At 45.6% G+C, this 17,556-nt stretch carries 14 protein-coding genes; all 14 read right to left on the minus strand.

Going from position 1 to position 17,556, the window contains the following annotated elements; genetic code table 11:
• Positions 1-3: 3 nt before the first annotated feature.
• Entirely contained in the window at positions 4-243 is a 240-nt protein-coding gene (gene minE, locus GPK58_RS06275) for a cell division topological specificity factor MinE (protein ID WP_015525127.1), read from the minus strand.
• Positions 244-288: 45 nt separating this feature from the next.
• Positions 289-1,077: a septum site-determining protein MinD gene (gene minD, locus GPK58_RS06280; protein WP_118752708.1), complete on the minus strand. Its 789-nt coding sequence runs from the start codon at positions 1,075-1,077 to the stop codon at positions 289-291.
• Positions 1,078-1,134: 57 nt separating this feature from the next.
• Positions 1,135-4,032 carry a penicillin-binding transpeptidase domain-containing protein gene (locus GPK58_RS06285; RefSeq protein WP_173722135.1) on the minus strand — a complete coding sequence of 966 codons (2,898 nt, stop codon included), beginning with the start codon at positions 4,030-4,032 and terminating at the stop codon, positions 1,135-1,137.
• Complete coding sequence (gene mreD / locus GPK58_RS06290; RefSeq protein ID WP_021652034.1) at positions 4,017-4,544, minus strand: rod shape-determining protein MreD; 528 nt, start codon at positions 4,542-4,544, stop codon at positions 4,017-4,019. Before mreD ends, GPK58_RS06285 begins: the two co-directional genes overlap by 16 nt.
• The gene (gene mreC, locus GPK58_RS06295; RefSeq protein WP_015525123.1) at positions 4,534-5,430 is read right to left on the minus strand and encodes a rod shape-determining protein MreC; all 897 of its coding nucleotides are present in this window, start codon (positions 5,428-5,430) and stop codon (positions 4,534-4,536) included. Before mreC ends, mreD begins: the two co-directional genes overlap by 11 nt.
• Before the next feature lie 13 nt (positions 5,431-5,443).
• Positions 5,444-6,457 (minus strand): rod shape-determining protein, encoded by a 1,014-nt coding sequence (locus GPK58_RS06300; RefSeq protein WP_021652032.1) that lies wholly within the window; start codon positions 6,455-6,457, stop codon positions 5,444-5,446.
• A gap of 16 nt (positions 6,458-6,473) precedes the next feature.
• Positions 6,474-7,181, minus strand: a complete 708-nt coding sequence (gene radC, locus GPK58_RS06305; protein WP_022427291.1) for a RadC family protein — start codon at positions 7,179-7,181, stop codon at positions 6,474-6,476.
• Between the two features lie 105 nt (positions 7,182-7,286).
• On the minus strand, positions 7,287-8,888 hold the full coding sequence (locus tag GPK58_RS06310) for an NAD(P)/FAD-dependent oxidoreductase (RefSeq protein ID WP_173722134.1): 1,602 nt from the start codon (positions 8,886-8,888) through the stop codon (positions 7,287-7,289).
• Complete coding sequence (locus GPK58_RS06315) at positions 8,885-10,090, minus strand: NAD(P)/FAD-dependent oxidoreductase (protein ID WP_215638365.1); 1,206 nt, start codon at positions 10,088-10,090, stop codon at positions 8,885-8,887. Before GPK58_RS06315 ends, GPK58_RS06310 begins: the two co-directional genes overlap by 4 nt.
• Positions 10,087-11,361, minus strand: coding sequence for a methionine gamma-lyase family protein (locus GPK58_RS06320; protein WP_215638366.1), 1,275 nt, complete (start codon positions 11,359-11,361; stop codon positions 10,087-10,089). Before GPK58_RS06320 ends, GPK58_RS06315 begins: the two co-directional genes overlap by 4 nt.
• Positions 11,362-11,382: 21 nt before the next feature.
• Entirely contained in the window at positions 11,383-12,336 is a 954-nt protein-coding gene (gene miaA, locus GPK58_RS06325) for a tRNA (adenosine(37)-N6)-dimethylallyltransferase MiaA (RefSeq protein ID WP_021652027.1), read from the minus strand.
• Between the two features lie 27 nt (positions 12,337-12,363).
• A complete protein-coding gene (mutL, locus tag GPK58_RS06330) occupies positions 12,364-14,475 on the minus strand; it encodes a DNA mismatch repair endonuclease MutL (protein WP_173722131.1) in 2,112 nt (703 codons plus the stop codon).
• Positions 14,476-14,480: 5 nt separating this feature from the next.
• Positions 14,481-17,099: a DNA mismatch repair protein MutS gene (gene mutS, locus GPK58_RS06335; RefSeq protein ID WP_161208830.1), complete on the minus strand. Its 2,619-nt coding sequence runs from the start codon at positions 17,097-17,099 to the stop codon at positions 14,481-14,483.
• A gap of 168 nt (positions 17,100-17,267) precedes the next feature.
• Positions 17,268-17,556: tyrosine-type recombinase/integrase (locus GPK58_RS06340; protein WP_215638367.1), on the minus strand; the 289-nt coding region annotated here is incomplete at its 5' end.

Raw genomic sequence — 17,556 nt, forward strand, 5'->3', positions numbered from 1 at the left:
AAATTATGCATCTCTTTTCTTAAGTACGGGTATGACTGCATGCAGAACAGGTGGTTCCTGTGTGATCTGTATGGTCACCCCTGGTTCATCAATTACAACGTATTTTTTTACGGCATGTATCAGATCGTTCCGTAAAAGCTTCATCATCTGTGGAGAACAGTCTATGCGTTCCGATACAAGAAGAAGCTTCATCCTGTCGCGTGCATAGCCTGCAGAGTGGTTTTTCCCGGAGAAAAATCCCATAATCATTCCTCCCGTGATGAAAAATGTCAGACAGCAAAGCGTCTGTTATTTTCGAAAAATGCTGCCAAGACGGTGGAATACACCATTTTTTCGACGCACAGTAACATAAGGGACCTCTTCGCCCATAAGCCTCCGGCAGATATTGCGATACTCTTCTTCTGCCTGGGAATTTTTTCCGGATAAAGGTTCTCCCTGATTTGTGGAGATCACGATCTGTTCATCATCCAGGATCGCACCGATCAGATCTACAGCCAGGATTTCCAACACATCTTCTACGGACATCATATCACCTCTGGCGATCATTTCCGGTCGAAGCCGGTTGATGATCAGCCGGATATCCCGGAGCCCTCCGGACTCCAGCAACCCGATGATACGGTCTGCATCCCGGATCGCGGAAACTTCCGGTGTGGTCACGACCAGTGCACGGTCCGCTCCGGCTACTGCATTTTTGAATCCCTGTTCAATTCCTGCCGGACAATCCAGAAGGACATAATCGAATTCTTCCCGGAGATCATCGGTAAGCTTGATCATCTGTTCCGGAGATACGGCAGTTTTGTCCTTGGTCTGGGCAGACGGAAGAAGATACAGTTCTGAATGCCGACGATCCCGGATCAGTGCCTGTTTCAGGCGGCAGCTCCCATTGATCACATCAACCAGATTATAAACAATACGGTTCTCCAGTCCCATGACAACATCCAGATTTCGGAGTCCGATATCGGTATCTACAACTGCAACCTTTTTTCCCATGGCAGCCAGTCCGGTCCCGATATTTGCCACGGTGGTGGTTTTTCCAACACCGCCTTTTCCAGATGTAATGACAATGACTTCACTCATGTTTTCTGATTCCTCCTATAAAATGTTCCACACTTCTGGTATCCTCATAAAGTTTGTTTAGTCATTCGATACATTACTGGTATCGCTTGCTGCATAGCCAGTGAGAATGGTGCTTTCATCTGCAAGTCCGAAAATGTATTTAAAGATATCATTAGCTGCAAGGCAGGCATTACCGGATGCATATCCGTTTGCGATTCGTACAGATATTGCGTACTTGGGATCAGAAACAGGCGCATATCCGATAAAAAGTGCATTGTTCGGATGATAATAGTCAATCTCGGCAGTACCGGTTTTTCCTGCTACTTCAACTCCAAGTCCGTTAAACTGATCATGAGTCTGCACTACACGATACATACCGTCATGGATGGCATCCCAGATATTGCTGGAAAGATCCAACTGTCCAGCTGTTTCGGAAGGATATTCCTTTATAAGTTTTCCTTTGGAATCCGTCACACGGTCCAGAAGGGAAAGCTTGTAGATCGTACCGGAAGTGGCGATCGTTGACGCATAGCGTGCAAGCTGGCTGGTCGTAAATGTATTGGTACCCTGTCCAATATAGGAAGGAACCGCGTTTTTGTCAGAAACCTGCGGAGAAGCCTCGGAAATTTCAATGCCGGTTTTCTGATCCAATCCCATGAGGGAAGCATATTTCTGAAGCATTCCAAGACTTCTGGCTTCAGAAAAATTACCTTCGGAATCTTTACCAAGTTCGAAACCGATCGTAGTGAAAAATACGTTACAGGACTGCTCAATGGCCTCACGGATATCAAGAGAACCGTGGCCCTGTTTATTCCAGCAGTTGATCGGAGGTGTTACAAGGTCAAAGCTTCCTGTACATTCAATATATGTGCCATCATCTATTACGCCCTCGGACATGCCGGCAACAGTAGATAAGATCTTTAAGGTAGATCCTGGAGCCGTCTTCTGCTGTGTTGCCTTGTTGAAGAACGGGCTGGAAAGATCTGTGGAAAGCTTTGCATAATAATCGGTGTCCATATTGTTGGTCAGACGATTATTATCATATCCCGGATAGGAAACACATGCGAGAACATTTCCGGTTGTAGTATCTGTGATCACCGCAGATGCAGAGCACGGAGCCAACGCAAGCTGGGCCGGTGTGATCTCAAGATTTGCGATCTTGCGATACATGAAGGTGTAGGCATCAAGACCACCGGAGGCCATTGTCTGATACAGCTCGTCTTCTTTTGAAAGAACGCCCTGTTCATAGAGAACAAGACACAGATCTTCTCCACTGATGGTGTCTTCCTGAAGCATATATTTATACAGAAGCTTTGAAAAGCCTGTATCTGTCTTCAGGTAATCAATGATATAGGCGGTAAGAGCCTGATAGATCTCTTCAGAATCCAGATATTCTCCGGAGGTTGAGATCTGGGAAATATCGATCCAGTTCTGACTGGCAGCATAGTTCAGATAATCCTTCAGACTGATACTCTGGTCATTTTTCCAGGCTTTGTATGTTTCATCTGAGGTATCAATGGAATCACTTTTCAGTACCTTCAGGGTATTGGTAAGAAGATCATCACAGATATAGGTAAGATATTCCTGCATCTGCGTATCTTCATCCTTATAGGCTGGAGGATTGTCACCTGTCAGCCTGTTACTTATTGTATCAAAAACCTGTTGCTGTTTTTGCTGAAATTTGGCGTATAAATTTTTTTCTGTATCGGAAGCATCTGCATCGCTGAATTTATTGATATCGATCACACTGTTTGCGATCAGTGCATTGTATACATCATAGATTGGGATGGTGATCTTACTTGCATCTTTCTCTGCTTCATAATCAAAGCTTTTATTTGGTGTCAGTTTAGAGAGGACAATACCGGCAACACGCTGTTCCAGGATCTGGTAAATACTCTTCTGCCAGTCGGAATCAATGGTCAGATAAACATCGTTTCCGGCCACAGGATCAACAGTTTTGGAATTGTCGATATCAAGGACTTTACCAAGATTATCAACTGTGACCGTTTCTTCTCCATCTTTTCCCTGAAGTTCAAGCTCCATATACTGTTCGATCCCGGCTTTTCCAACAACCGCATCATTGGAATAATCAGGATTATCCTTACGAAGGGTTTCCAGTTCTTCAGAAGAGGCCTGGCCTGTGTAACCGAGGATCGGCGCCATACTCTCATCGTCCACATATTTTCTGGTGGAATCTTCTACAATGTCAATACCCTGGAGAGCGGCCTGATTTTCTTTTATGGCTGCCACAGATTTTTCACTGACATTTGTTGCAATGGTCACCGGCATATATTTCTTGAAACTGTTGGTGTTCAGCTGATAGCGCATGATCGCAATTTCGAGGATTTCCTGTTTGGTAAGCTCTTCCGGAAGAGAATGTGCGGCAAGTTCTTCCGGGGTGTAGGCATCTTTTCCGTAAAGAACGATAGAAAATCCGTTGCTTCCGGTAAGATGATCCATGATCTGGGCTGCGGTTGCGTTTTTCTGTTCATCACTGAGATCATCAATCTGTGCTTCTCCGTAAATATCCGCACGGAAACGGTTAAGAGTAAATCCTTCATCTACATCAAAAGCATAGTCGCCATGATCATTGACGGTAATATGAAAATTATCAGATAAGCTGTCCCCGTTTTTGGAAAGGATCTGTAATACCTGGTAGGCGATACCGTTCAGAGTCAGATTCTTTTCTCTGGTGCTGTTGTATGTACCGCTATCTTCGAATGTGACAGAATATGCAAGTACATTGGAGGCGACAACTGTGCCGTTACGGTCATAAATATTACCACGGGTGCTTTTGATCACGCGTGTTTTGGTGGTACGTGTCTGAAATTTACTGATGTAATCCTCTCCCTGTATGATCTGCAGACTGAAAAGCTGCCGGACCAGGACAGATGACAGAAAAATAAATACGATCACAAGAACTGTAGTACGTTTCAGACGGATTTTTTTGATGATTTTTTTTATTTTAATTCCCAAATAGACTCACTTTCTTTCCTTACAGTATCCATTAAGTGGTAGTTGATCCAGTAAAATACCCGGTATACGATGATGGTGAGAAAAACCGTATATACAATCTCGGGGATAATGATCCTGTATATGTAGGTCCAGAATCCAAGACGGCCTCTGAGCAGAAACTGGAGGCCATACACAGCCAGATTATAAAGAAGATCTGTTCCTGCTACAAGAAAAAGCGGAACTTTCAGATCATCATCATAAAAACTGCGGAATGCATAGCCGCTGATAAAACCTATATACATATAGATCAGTGCATAAAATCCAAACAATGATCCATAAAAGAGATCGACAAAAAGCCCGGAAAAAAATCCAGTCCACAGACCGACTTTTCTTCCACGCATAAGTCCCATGGATACACACAGGATCAAAAGCAGATTTGGAGTGATGGATCCAATGGAAATACGGTCCATTACTGTGCACTGAAGGAGAAAACAGACAATGATAGTGATAAATAATATAATCCTATTTTTCATTGGACGCATCCTCCGATTTGTCTATCGCGTCCTGTTTATTGGTGGTGATCACAAATACATCTTTCAGATGACCGAAATCAACCGGTGTAACGATCGTACCTGTTTTTGTCAGGTTATTGGGATCCTGCTGGATCTCACTGACATAACCAATAAACAGTCCTTCCACATATTTTTCACTGATGTTCGAGGTGACAATACGTTCTCCGACTGTTACCTTGTTATCCTGATCGTAAAGCTGCTCAAAGCTTAATTTGCCTTCATCGATCAGTTTCAGATCTCCAGTGACAACGCAGTTGTCGGAAGTACTGACTGCCATGGCACTGACATTGCTGCTGTCATCGATGATGGAACGGACAGTAGCCCAGGAAGGTCCCACTTCTGTAACGATACCCACAAGACCCTTTCCGGCGATTACGTTGTTATCAACCCGGATCCCGTTATTACTGCCTTTGTTGATCATAAAGGTATCATACCAGTTTCCGGGATCTTTGGAGATTATCCTTGCGGCAACCTTGGGATAGTCGGTATATTCCTGATCAAGATCGTAAAGTTCCTTCAGGCGTGTGAGCTCTGTCTGGTCCTGGATCAGGATGTTATTCTGTTCCGTAAGACTGTTGATCTGACTTTTCAGCTCTTCGTTTTCCTGAAGCACGTCCTGTTTATCACGAAGATTGTTTTTTACATTTCCAAATATATCGCTGACACCGGCGATCCCCTTTTCAAAGGGAACGATAAGAAAACCGGCTGCCTCCTGAAGTGGTGCGGAAGAGGTTCCGGAGGCTGCTGTAGCTACAATGCAGCTTCCACAGAAAAGTGTCATGATTACCAGAAGATGTTTACTTTTTAAATTAAAATGAAAACGCACTTTTTTTCGGATGTTTTTCATTATATATGCCCCTTTACAGTTTTTTCTGCTTTACCGGCTGGGCCCATTTGCGCAGGTTTCTGTCGCGGATGATCTTTTCCAGGCCGTATGCTGCAGAAGTTTCATACAGATCAGAAAGATTAAAGGCAAATCCTGTATAGCTAGCCAGATAGTTATCTATATAAGGAAGCCGTGTACTGCCGCCGGTCAGATAAATGCCCTCTTTTGCGATATGATAAGCGATCTGTGGCGGGGTACGTTCCAGAAAAGATTTCATCTCTGCTGCGATCTGGTTCACACAGTTGGCGATCCCTTCATTAACAACGTAGGCAGAAATAACTTCTTCTCGTGGAAGTCCGGAAATACTGTCGATCCCGACTACTTTTCGGGCTTCTTTTTTCTGATCATTCAGTCTTCCCATAACTACTTTCAGACGTTTTGCAGTTCGTGTTCCAATCTGAAGATTATAATGTTTTCGGATCTCGCTGCAGATAGATTCGTTCATCTGTCTGCCTCCGATGGGGATCTTACGGCTGATGATGATCTTGCCGTCGGTTATGATGGAAAACTCTGTACTCTGTGCACCGATGTTTACGATCATGCTGCCCTGATTCTTTTCAGGGTCGATTCCCATGGCAATGGCATCTGCAATAGGGGACTCCACCATAAAAACACGGTTTTTCCGCAGCCAGTGACCATTGACCAGATGATAGTATGCCCTCTTTTCGATAGCAGTCATATCAAGTGGTACGGAGAAATACATGTCTGCTCCGAGACCGGATGTATGATCGATTTTTTTTATCATGCTGTAAAGGACGATCTCCTGCAATTCCAGATTTGCCAGCATACCGAAAGCCATAGGAGAATTTACGGAAATATCTGCAGGTGATTTTTCAAACATTTCATAAGCTTCGTTCCCTATGGCAAGGATCCGGCGTCCTCTGTAGGCTACCATGTTCTTTTCTATGTAACTTTTGTTTCTGAAAAATGAATAGACTTTTACAGAGCTGCTTCCAAGGTCTACTCCGTAATTATTTCTAAAAAGCATAAATCTGTCCCTTCACTTAAGTATATTCATCAAAAATCCCTTTTTCGCGGAAACTGACATACCTGTGATCACCGATGATGATATGATCCAGAAGATGGATGCCGAGGAGTTCACCGCAATGATAGATCCGTTCCGTAACATCCAGATCAGCCTGGCTGGGGGAGGGATCGCCTCCTGGATGATTGTGGACCAGGATCAGGTTCACCGCCCGATACTTTACAGCTTCTACAAAGACTTCTCTTGGTGTGATCAGTGTGGCATTGACTGTACCGCGGCTTAAAAGCTGTTCCCCCGACAAATGGTTATGTCCGTCCAGCATCATGCAGTAAAGCAATTCCTGCTCTTCATGCCGGAGCCGCTCCATATAATATTTCGCAATGGTTACCGGATGGTGAAAAGACAATTCCGGTTTTGCAGCTGCGGTTGCCATACGCTTGGAAAGTTCCCCGATACATTTCAGCTGTATGGCTTTTACCTTACCGATCCCATGGATCTTCATCAGTTCCTGCATGGAAATATGAAACAGTCCAAGCAGGCCACTGTATCCGGTCTGTTTCGATAAATTCAGGATTTTATCTGCCAGAGTCAGGGAACTGGATCCCTGTACGCCACAGCGAAGGATCACGGCAAGAAGCTCTCGATCGCTTAAGGACTGTTCTCCTTCCCGCAGACATTTTTCATACGGACGCTGATAATCTGGCATTTCCATTATAGTATCTTTCATATGATTTCCCTTTTCGCTCTCGAAGAAGGGGATGCAAAATTGCAGAAGTTATTTTAGCATAAAAAAGCAGGGATGTACACTCTATCCCGGAAATTTCCACTTTTTTCACATTTTGTTTACAGGCAGGGCATAAACAGAAGCGACTGCTTCTGCCACCTTGATCCCGTCCATCGCTGCGGATGTAATGCCTCCGGCGTAACCGGCGCCCTCTCCGCAGGGGTAGATCCCTTCTATATTGGAAGTGAGCTTTTTCGGTTCCCGAACGATCCGTACAGGAGAAGAGGTACGGCTTTCTACTCCTTCCAGCAATGCATCCGGTCGGTCAAAACCGGAAAGCTTTTTTCCAAAAGCATGGATTCCTGCTTCAATGGAATCGCCGATCTCTTTCGGGAAAATACTGCGGACATCGGTAAGTGTATAAGCTCCTTTGATACAGGGGATCACATCTCCAAGCCTGGTACTTTTCTGATGGGTACAGTAATCTTTGAAAAGCTGTACCGGAATTTTTCCGTTTCCGGCTTCCCAGGCAGCGCGCTCCAGTTTTCGCTGCAGAGCGATTCCGCCGAGAACTCCCTCTTCAGGAAAATCAGAAGGGTTTACCGTAACGATGATAGCACTGTTGGCATTATGGCTGTCACGTGCCTGATAGCTCATACCATTCACTGCAAGCATACCTTCTTCAGAAGATGCATTTACAACATATCCGCCGGGACACATACAGAAAGAATAAACGCCACGTCCGTTTTCCAGTGTATGGGTAACCTTGTAGCTGGATGCACCCAGACGGTCGTTTTCCGGTTCCCCGTAAAGATCCTGGTTGATCATAGTCTGCGGATGTTCCACACGTACCCCCACTGCAAAAGATTTCGGCTCCATGTTAATATTGTGTTTTTCCAGCATGGCAAACGTATCTCTGGCGCTGTGGCCGGGAGCAAGAATGCAGATTTCTGCCGGTATTTCCTCTTTTGCATTGACAATGACTGCATTAAGCTTCCGGTCACGGATCATCAGATCAGTTACTGTGGAACGAAAACGGAATTCCCCGCCCATTTCTTCAATCTGATGACGCATAAACTGAACGATACCTACAAGCTGATCTGTGCCAAGATGAGGCTTTTGCTGGTAAAGGATTTCAGAGGGAGCTCCTGCCTCCACAAATCGGGAAAGAACTTCCTTTCCTCTTCCAAAAGTATCTTTTACCAGAGTATTCAGTTTTCCATCGGAAAAAGTCCCTGCACCGCCCTCTCCGAACTGTACATTGGAATCCGGATCCAGGATGCCGTTTTTCCAGAAATTTTCCACGGTTTCCTGGCGTTTGGCTGCTTCTTCTCCCCGTTCCAGTACCAGTGGACAGTACCCGGCTTTGGCCAGGTACCAGGCACAGAATAATCCTGCAGGTCCGCTTCCGATCACTACAGGACGATGGGACAGAGTTTCAGAACCAGAGGAGGGGAAATGATATTTCTTCTCCGAGGTTAACATAATATTTTTATCGTGAACCTTTTTGAGAACACGGGATTCGTTATCCAGTTTAATATCTACAGTGTAGACAAATTTTTTGTCCTCTTTATGCCGGGCATCCAGAGATTGTTTTCGGATCTCATAGGTGAACGGCTGATTTCCAAGACGAAGCATTTTTGCTATTTTTCGGTGAAGCTGCTCTTCTGTATGAGTGATGGGAAGCTTCAGCTGTGTGATCCGGATCATTTTTCTTCCTCCTTTGCTGCCCAGATACCGGCGGCAGCTCCGCTTGACCATGCCCACTGCAGGTTATAACCTCCGCAGGTACCGTCAATGTCAAGGAGCTCTCCGGCAAAATAAAGACCTTTATGAAGTCTGGACTCCATGGTTTTGCTGTGAACTTCAGACGTATCCACTCCACCGGAACAAACCTGTGCCTGTTCGAAGGAAAGGCCGTTTTTTACCGGGAGACGAAAATCGGTAATCCCGCGGATAAGATCCTTCTGTGCACATAAAACACGGATCAGTTTTTCAGGAAAAAGTCCGATGAGAAGTTCTTTTTCTGTTTTGTAAGGACAGGCTGTTTTTCTCTGTTCCAGGTATTCTTCCAGCTCTTTCCGGTTCAGTTCCGGAAAAAAATTTATGGAAAGCTCCACATTTTTGTTCTCATGGACGGCACGGATAGCATAGCGGGAAATCTGGAATACCGGGATCCCGGATACACCGTAATCGGTAAGCTGCAGCTCTCCTTGCTGGGAGACTGTCGGTGTGCCGTCTATATAAAGTGTTATCTTACCTTCTGTCCGTACACCACTCCAGCCGGAAAAAGAATTTCCCTTACATTTCAGAGCTGTCAGAGCTGGAAGGGGTTCGATCAGATGATGTCCGAGACTTTTTGCAATTTCATATCCGCTTTCGCAGGAACCTGCAACGGAAGACGCACGGGAACCATTTGCAAGGATCACGGCATCACCACTGTAGGTCCATCCGTCCGTATGGATCTTCCACTGTCCGTCTGTAAAAGACACGCCGGTAACGGTCTGATTGGTTTTCAGCTTTACCTTCAGGCTGCGTGCCTTCATGACAAGAACATCTACCACACTCTGTGCCTGGTTGCTTCGGGGATAGATCCATCCGCTGCGGTCTGTGGTACAGATTCCCAGTTCCTGAAAGAATTTCAGAGTTTTTTCCACAGGAAACTGTGCCAGGGCATCTTTGGCAAATTCAGGATGAGATCCCCGGTAAGCGTTTTCATCCTGATTCAGGTTCGTCATATTACAACGGCCGTTTCCCGTAGCACAGATTTTTCTGCCGGGACGGTCATTTTGTTCCAGAACCGTAACTGCAGCTCCGTTTACAGCAGCCTGAATAGCTGCCATAAGACCGGAAGCACCGGCTCCTATGACAAAGATCTGTTTTTTTAAGTCCGGTCCTTCGGATTTTTTCATAATCTCACAAGTTCCTTATCAACCATATACTGAAGAGATTTCAGGATTCCCAGCTTTGCATGCTCCCAGGTGAGACCACCCTGGAAATAAACTGCATAAGGCGGTTTCATAGGACCATCGGCAGAAAGCTCGATGGAAGAACCCTGGATGAAAGCACCTGCTGCCATGATCACCTGGCTGTCATATCCCGGCATATCCCAAGGCTCCGGTGTTACAAAGCTGTCTACCGGTGCAGCAGCCTGGATACCCTGGCAGAATGCTACAAGACCCTCCGGTGTTCCGAGAGTGACTGCCTGGATGATATCCTGACGTGGCTCTGTGCTGTTGGGAACTACCGGGAAACCAAGCTTTTCGTAAATGTTCGCTGCAAAAACAGCGCCCTTTAAAGCTCCTTTGGTGATCATCGGTGCAAGGAAAAATCCCTGATACAGAGAACGGTTTACACCAAGAGTTGCACCGACTTCCATGCCCAGTCCCGGGCAGGTCATACGGTAGGAGGCATTTTCCACACAGTCTTTTCTTCCTGCGATATAACCACCGATAGGAGCAAGGCCGCCACCTGGATTTTTGATCAGGGAGCCGACCATGATATCTGCACCTACATCACTGGGCTCGATGGTATCTACGAATTCTCCGTAGCAGTTATCTACCATGCAGATCACATCCGGCTTGATCTTTTTTACAAAAGAGATCAGCTCACCGATCTGTTTTACGGAGAAAGAAGGACGGGTCTGATAGCCTTTGGAACGCTGGATGGTTACCAGCTTTGTTTTTTCATTGACTGCTTTTCTGATGTTTTCATAATCAAAGGTACCATCCTCGAGAAGATCCACCTGACGATATTTTATGCCATATTCCGCAAGGGAACCATTGGACGGGCGGATACCGATCACTTCTTCCAGGGTATCGTAAGGCTTTCCTACAGGGGAAAGAAGCTCGTCACCGGGGCGCAGGTTTCCGAAGAGAGCAATGGCAAGTGCATGAGTTCCACAGGTGATCTGCGGGCGTACCAGGCAGGCTTCTGTGTGGAAGGTATCGGCATAGACCTGCTCCAGAGTCTCGCGGCCAAGGTCGTTGTAGCCATAACCGGAAGAAGCTCCGAAACAAGCCTCACTGACACGGTTCTTCTGCATGGCGCGGATAACCTTCATCTGGTTGTATTCTGCAGTCTTATCAAATTTTTCAAAACGTTCTTTCAGGGAATCTTCTACAGTTTTACCGAAATCGTAAACTGCGGAAGAGATTCCAAGCTGTGCATATAATTCTTTCATGATCATTTTTCCTTTTTTATTTTATTTGGCAGGCAGGATCCCTTTTTCTCTGCATACAGAAAGCATGTAGGAAAGGATCCGGCTGTCATCGTAATCAAAGTTATCTTTATCTACCCAGGTTACCTCGCCTTCTCTTCGGAACCAGGTAAGCTGGCGTTTGGCGAAATGTCTGGTGTCACGTTTCAGGATGCGAACGGCTTCCTCGTAAGGGTATTCTCCGTCCATCCAGTCCAGGATTTCTTTATAGCCCAGTCCCTGCATCGAAACCATTCCTCTGTGGCAGCCCATTTCCCGGAGCTTTTTTACTTCTTCTACAAGCCCGTTTTTCAACATCTCATCCACTCTTGTGTCTATGCGTTCGTAGAGAAGGGGACGGGGTGCGTTCAGGACAAAGTATGCCAGGGCATAGGGGCTGGTATGTTCTTTCTGCTCTTCATTATGTTCGGAGATCCTGGTACCGTTCTGTTTATAAAATTCCAGGGCGCGTATCACTCGCTTGACATTGTTCTCATGGATGTCCTGGGCTGACTTGGGATCAACCTGTGCAAGCATATCATGAAGAAATGAAGGGCCTTTTTGTTCTGCCAGCTCTTCCAGCTCCCTGCGGTAATGGTCATCCTGGTTGGAACTGGTAAAATCAATATCTCTGGTTACGGCCTGAATATAAAATCCCGTGCCGCCTACCAGGATCGGGATCCGGCCTTTATCATAAATTTTTTCCATGGCTTCTTTTGCCATCTGCTGGAAAAGGACAATATTAAAATCTTCTGTGGGCTCCAACACATCCACCAGATGATGAGGGACGCCATCCATTTCTTCCGGTGTGATCTTGGCGGAACCAATATCCATATGGCGGTAAACCTGCATGGAATCTGCGGAGATGATCTCTCCGTTTACTGCTTTTGCAAGGGCAATGGAAAGTTTTGTTTTTCCCACGGCAGTAGGTCCGGTAAGGACGATAAGAGGTTTTTTCATAGATTTTCTCCGTTTATGATAGGTATCTTACACGATACGTTTAAATTTTTTTTCAATCTCTGTCTTACTCATGGCAATGATGGTTGGCCTTCCATGAGGACAGTTATAAGGATTTTCCAGTGTCAGAAGTTCATCGATCAGCTTGTCGGCTTCCTGGGGTGACATGGAATGATTGCCTTTTACAGCAGCTTTGCAGGCCATAGTTGCAAGCCTTGCGGTAAACAGTTCAAATGCATCTTTGGAGCCGTCTGCAGTGAGATGGTCCAGCATTTCCAGAAACAGCTCTTCCTCTGTCATTCCCAGAAGACTGGATGGCACCGCACTGATACTGTACTCTCTTCCCCCAAAAGGTTCGATCTCAAAACCGAAATCCCGAAAATATTTTTCGTTTGCTTTTAACAGGTTTTCTTCCTCAAGGCTGAGTGAAACGATCAGCGGAGGGCTTACGTACTGAGACTGGATGTTCTGAGACTGGAACAGCTTTACGAACCGCTCATAATATACTTTTTCATGGGCCGCATGCTGGTCAATGATATAAAAATTATCTTCGAACTGTACCAGCCAGTAGGTGTCAAACAGCTGTCCGATCAGCCTGTGGCGGCTTCTGGATTCCGGGGCAAGAAGCCGTTCTTCGAAAAGTTCCAGCTGTTTTGGCGTTTCCTGTTCCAGGGATTTGATCGGCTCGCTGTTTATCTCAGGAGATGTCGATTCGGCAGGTTTTTCAGATATCACTTCTGGATCCGCTGTTTCTACAGCGGAAGTCTCTTTTTTTCCGTCCTTCAGTGTGCCGGAAAACATTTCCTCTTCTTCTTTTGTAAAGGGCTGAGATCTATATACGGGATTTTCCCGCAGAGAACCCATATGCCTGTATTTATCTGTAAAAGAATCTGAAGAACTGTGAGCTGTTTCAGCTGAGCCATAGGAGGCTGTACTATTTGTCAACTTATTATAAGGTATCGATGAAACCGGCGCTGTACGTACTTCAGAAGCTGTCGGTGCAATATGGGAAGCTATATTCGCCGTCCGGTTCTGGTGTCCGTACATCTCCTGCCGTCTTTTTACCTCGAAAGGTTCCGGAACATTTCCTGGCTTCATCTGCTCGTTGTGAGATGTCGGTTCGTCTTTTCCCACAGATACCTGCGGGATTAGTTCTCTGTGAGTCAGTACCTTACGAACAGTTTCATAGATAGCCGTATAAACTTCGGTTTCTCTGGCAAAACGCACTTCTCTTTTTGCCGGATGTACATTAACGTCCAGGTCATTACCATCCATTTCGATCCGAAGGGAAACAAATGGAAATTTATGCTGCATGACCAGTCCTTTATACCCATCCTCAATAGCCTTGGTAATGATCTTGTTTTTTACATACCGGCCATTGATATAATAATTCTCAAAAGTGCGGTTTCCTCTGGAAATCTCCGGTTTTCCCACAAAGCCTTCGATCTTCATAAAATCATTTTCATAGGAGACTTCCAGAAGTGCTTTGGCGATCTCCCGTCCGTAAACGCTGTAGATCACATCCTTTACGCTGTAATTTCCGGAACTGGAAAGTTTCACCTGACGATTCTGGATATATTTAAAGGAAATTTCCGGATGGGAAAGCGCCAGCTGTTCCATCAGCGTATTGATGTAACCGGCTTCTGTCATGTCGGATTTCAGAAATTTGCTTCTTGCAGGTGTGTTGTAAAAAAGGTTCCGGATCAGGAAGGTGGTTCCCTCCGGTGCGCCCATCTCCTCCAAAGACTGTTCTTTTCCACCTTCGATCACATAGCGGGTACCGCTGATCCCGGAAGGAGTCTTTGTGATCAGCTCCACCTGGGAGACGGCGGCAATACTGGAAAGTGCTTCACCACGGAAGCCAAGAGAGGCAATGTGGGTCAGGTCTTCTACTTTTTCAATTTTACTTGTGGCATGGCGGAGAAAAGCAAGCGGAACCTGCTCTGCATCCATTCCGGAGCCATTGTCCGTGATACGGATCAGCTTTTTTCCGCCGTCTGTGATCTCTACAGTAATAGCGGTAGCACCTGCGTCAATGGCATTTTCCACAAGCTCTTTTACAACAGAGGAGGGGCGCTCTACGACCTCTCCTGCTGCGATCTTATCAATGGTATTCTGGTCTAAAACTGCAATTTTTCTCAAAAGGATCACCACCGGTTCTTAATTTTGTTCTGCAGGTTATAGAGAATATTCAAAGCTTCCATTGGTGTCAGATTTCCGATCTCCAGGTTTTTGATCTCTTCAATGATATCATTGTCCTGTACCGTGTCAAACAGTGACATCTGTGCCATATCTAACTGATCATAGGTGATCTTCTGCTTTTTCTTTGGAGCAGTCAGATCTTTTACAGCTGCAGTGATATCTGCATCACTGAGCTCCTCTACCAGCTCCTTGGCACGCTGGATCACGGAATCCGGAACACCGGCAAGCTTGGCTACCTGGATACCATAGCTTTTATCTGCTCCGCCTTTTACGATCTTACGCAGGAATACGATATCGTCGCCTTTTTCCTTGACAGCGATACAGTAGTTGTTGACACCGGAAAGCTTGCCTTCCAGTTCGGTAAGCTCATGATAATGGGTCGCAAATAAGGTCTTGGCGCCGCAGAGTTTGGTGTTGCTGATGTGTTCGATCACTGCCCAGGCAATGGAAAGGCCGTCAAAGGTACTGGTTCCACGTCCGATTTCATCCAGGATTAGAAGACTTCGGGAAGTGGCATTACGAAGAATGTTGGCAACCTCTGTCATCTCCACCATAAAGGTACTCTGTCCGCTTGCAAGGTCATCGGATGCTCCCACACGGGTGAAAATCCGGTCAACCACACCGATGTTTGCACTGTCTGCCGGAACAAAGCTTCCGATCTGTGCCATCAGTACGATCAGGGCTGTCTGGCGCATATATGTGGATTTTCCGGCCATGTTTGGTCCTGTGATAATGGAGATCCGTTTTTTGTGGTTGTCAAGATACGTATCGTTTGGAATGAACATATCATTTTCGATCATCTGCTCCACAACCGGATGACGGCCGTTTCGGATATCAATGAGGCCTGTCTCATTGATCTTTGGCCGGACGAAATTATTCCTCTGGGCAACCAGTGCAAGAGAAGCGAAAACATCCAGTGCAGCCACTGCTTTTGCAGTGCGCTGGATACGGACAACTTCCGCTCCAACCTGATCACGGATACTGGAAAACAGTTCAAATTCCAGCGCATAAAGCTTATCCTCAGCTCCAAGGATCAGATCTTCCAGATCTTTCAGTTCCTGAGTGATATAACGCTCTGCATTGGTAAGGGTCTGTTTGCGGATATAATCCTCCGGCACAAGATCTTTGAAAGTATTGGTAACTTCCAGAGAATAACCAAATACACGATTGTACTTGATCTTCAGGCTTTTGATACCGGTACGTTCCCTCTCTCTTGCCTCCAGCTCAGAAAGCCATTTCTTTCCATCTGTCCGGGAACGGCGGAATTTATCTACATCTTCATTATATCCTTCCCGGATAATGCCACCGTCTTTCTGGGCAAGAGGCGGATCATCGGTGATAGAGTTCCGGATCAGCGAGGTAATGTCTGTCAGAGGATCCATATCTTCGTTGATCTTAGTAAGCAGTGGAGATTTGAATTCTGCCAGGACCTGTTTTATATAAGGAAGCATTTCCAGAGAAGAGGCAAAAGAAACCAGATCTCTCGGATTAGCGGATTTGTAACTGATACGGCTGATCAGACGTTCCAGATCATAGATCGGGTTTAAATATTCCCGGATCTCATCCCGTTCCATGGGTTTTTCATTCAGTTCTTCCAGAGCACCCAGTCTCTTTTCGATTTCCTCTGCATCGATCAGAGGCTGTTCCACATAAGACCGAAGTGTTCTGGCTCCCATAGCTGTTTTGGTCTTGTCCAGTACCCAGAGAAGAGAACCTCTTTTCTGTTTTTCGCGCATGGTTTCCACAAGCTCCAGATTACGACGGCTGGAGCTGTCGATAAGCATGTATTTCTCGGCAGAGTAAGGGCGGATACTTGCCATATGGGAAAGTGCTGTTTTCTGTGTTTCTTTCAGATACAGGAACAGAGCACCGGAAGCGATGATCCCGCTGTCGTAGTCACCAATTCCTAACCCCTCCAGATTTCCCACATGGAAATGTTCTTTTAGAGTTTTCTGACACAGCTGATCGTCAAAGTACCAGGGATCCAGGGCGAATACGCAGATTCCAAGACGTCCTTTCAGATCCTCCACATCCACACCACTTAAAAGAAACGCATCGTTGCAGATGATCTCTGCAGGTGTGAATTTATTGATCTCATCCAGAAGTTTCTGAGGCTTATCCAGCTCTGTAAGAAAGCAGTCACCGGTTGTGATATCTGCAATAGCACAGCCAAAATGATCTCCGATGGAGACAATGGACATCAGATAATTGTTTTTGGATTCGTCCAGTGACATGGCATCCAGTGTGGTTCCCGGTGTGACAATACGAACAACTTCACGTTTTACAAGACCCTTGGCTTTTTTCGGATCTTCTACCTGTTCACAGATGGCAACTTTATAACCTTTTTCTATCAATCGGTTGATATAAGTTTCCGCAGCATGAAAAGGAACGCCACACATGGGCGCTCTCTCTTCCAATCCGCAGTCTTTTCCTGTAAGTGTGATCTCCAGTTCCTTGGATGCAGTCAGCGCATCATCAAAGAACATTTCATAAAAATCGCCCAGACGGTAAAAAAGGATACAGTCGCTGTATTCTTCTTTGGTCTTTACGTATTCTTTCATCATCGGTGATAATGTACTGGTATCAGCCGGAAACCCAGTGTTTATGCGGCTTTTAGAAGTCCCAAATGTTGATTTGACCACATTATTACGATAGTTTTTTCCCTCGTTAGTGTTTTTGTCTATACTCAAGTATTTAAACCTCTCTTTAAAATTTTATCTCCATTTGCAAAATCAGGTTTCTGTTCCGTATTTTTGAATATACAGTTCGTATTCGTCATCTATATGTTCTTCTTCAATGTGTGTATAATAATTAGTCATTTTTTCATCAGAGTGTCCAGCTATTTTCTTTACTGTAGCGGCATCCATTCCCGATTGAATGCATCTTGTTACAAAAGTATGACGGAAAATATGAGGATGAACATCCATTAAATTCGGATCTCTGTTCTCTTTTTCTGCCAGAGCAATTTCATGTTTATTAACAATCCCAACAATCCGCCTGCATTCTGTTTGAGCTGATGAT

Origin of the sequence: Blautia sp. MCC270, assembly GCF_018785605.1 — a bacterium.
Lineage (GTDB): Bacteria > Bacillota > Clostridia > Lachnospirales > Lachnospiraceae > Blautia_A > Blautia_A fusiformis.

Bases quoted from the DNA above. Each gene is read 5' to 3' on its own strand.
- mutS (WP_161208830.1), bottom strand. From the start codon at position 17,099: ATGATGAAAGAATACGTAAAGACCAAAGAAGAATACAGCGACTGTATC.
- mreC (WP_015525123.1), bottom strand. From the start codon at position 5,430: ATGAAAAACATCCGAAAAAAAGTGCGTTTTCATTTTAATTTAAAAAGT.
- radC (WP_022427291.1), bottom strand. From the start codon at position 7,181: ATGAAAGATACTATAATGGAAATGCCAGATTATCAGCGTCCGTATGAA.
- GPK58_RS06300 (WP_021652032.1), bottom strand. From the start codon at position 6,457: ATGCTTTTTAGAAATAATTACGGAGTAGACCTTGGAAGCAGCTCTGTA.
- minD (WP_118752708.1), bottom strand. From the start codon at position 1,077: ATGAGTGAAGTCATTGTCATTACATCTGGAAAAGGCGGTGTTGGAAAA.
- GPK58_RS06320 (WP_215638366.1), bottom strand. From the start codon at position 11,361: ATGAAAGAATTATATGCACAGCTTGGAATCTCTTCCGCAGTTTACGAT.
- GPK58_RS06315 (WP_215638365.1), bottom strand. From the start codon at position 10,090: ATGAAAAAATCCGAAGGACCGGACTTAAAAAAACAGATCTTTGTCATA.
- GPK58_RS06310 (WP_173722134.1), bottom strand. From the start codon at position 8,888: ATGATCCGGATCACACAGCTGAAGCTTCCCATCACTCATACAGAAGAG.
- miaA (WP_021652027.1), bottom strand. From the start codon at position 12,336: ATGAAAAAACCTCTTATCGTCCTTACCGGACCTACTGCCGTGGGAAAA.
- minE (WP_015525127.1), bottom strand. From the start codon at position 243: ATGGGATTTTTCTCCGGGAAAAACCACTCTGCAGGCTATGCACGCGAC.
- mreD (WP_021652034.1), bottom strand. From the start codon at position 4,544: ATGAAAAATAGGATTATATTATTTATCACTATCATTGTCTGTTTTCTC.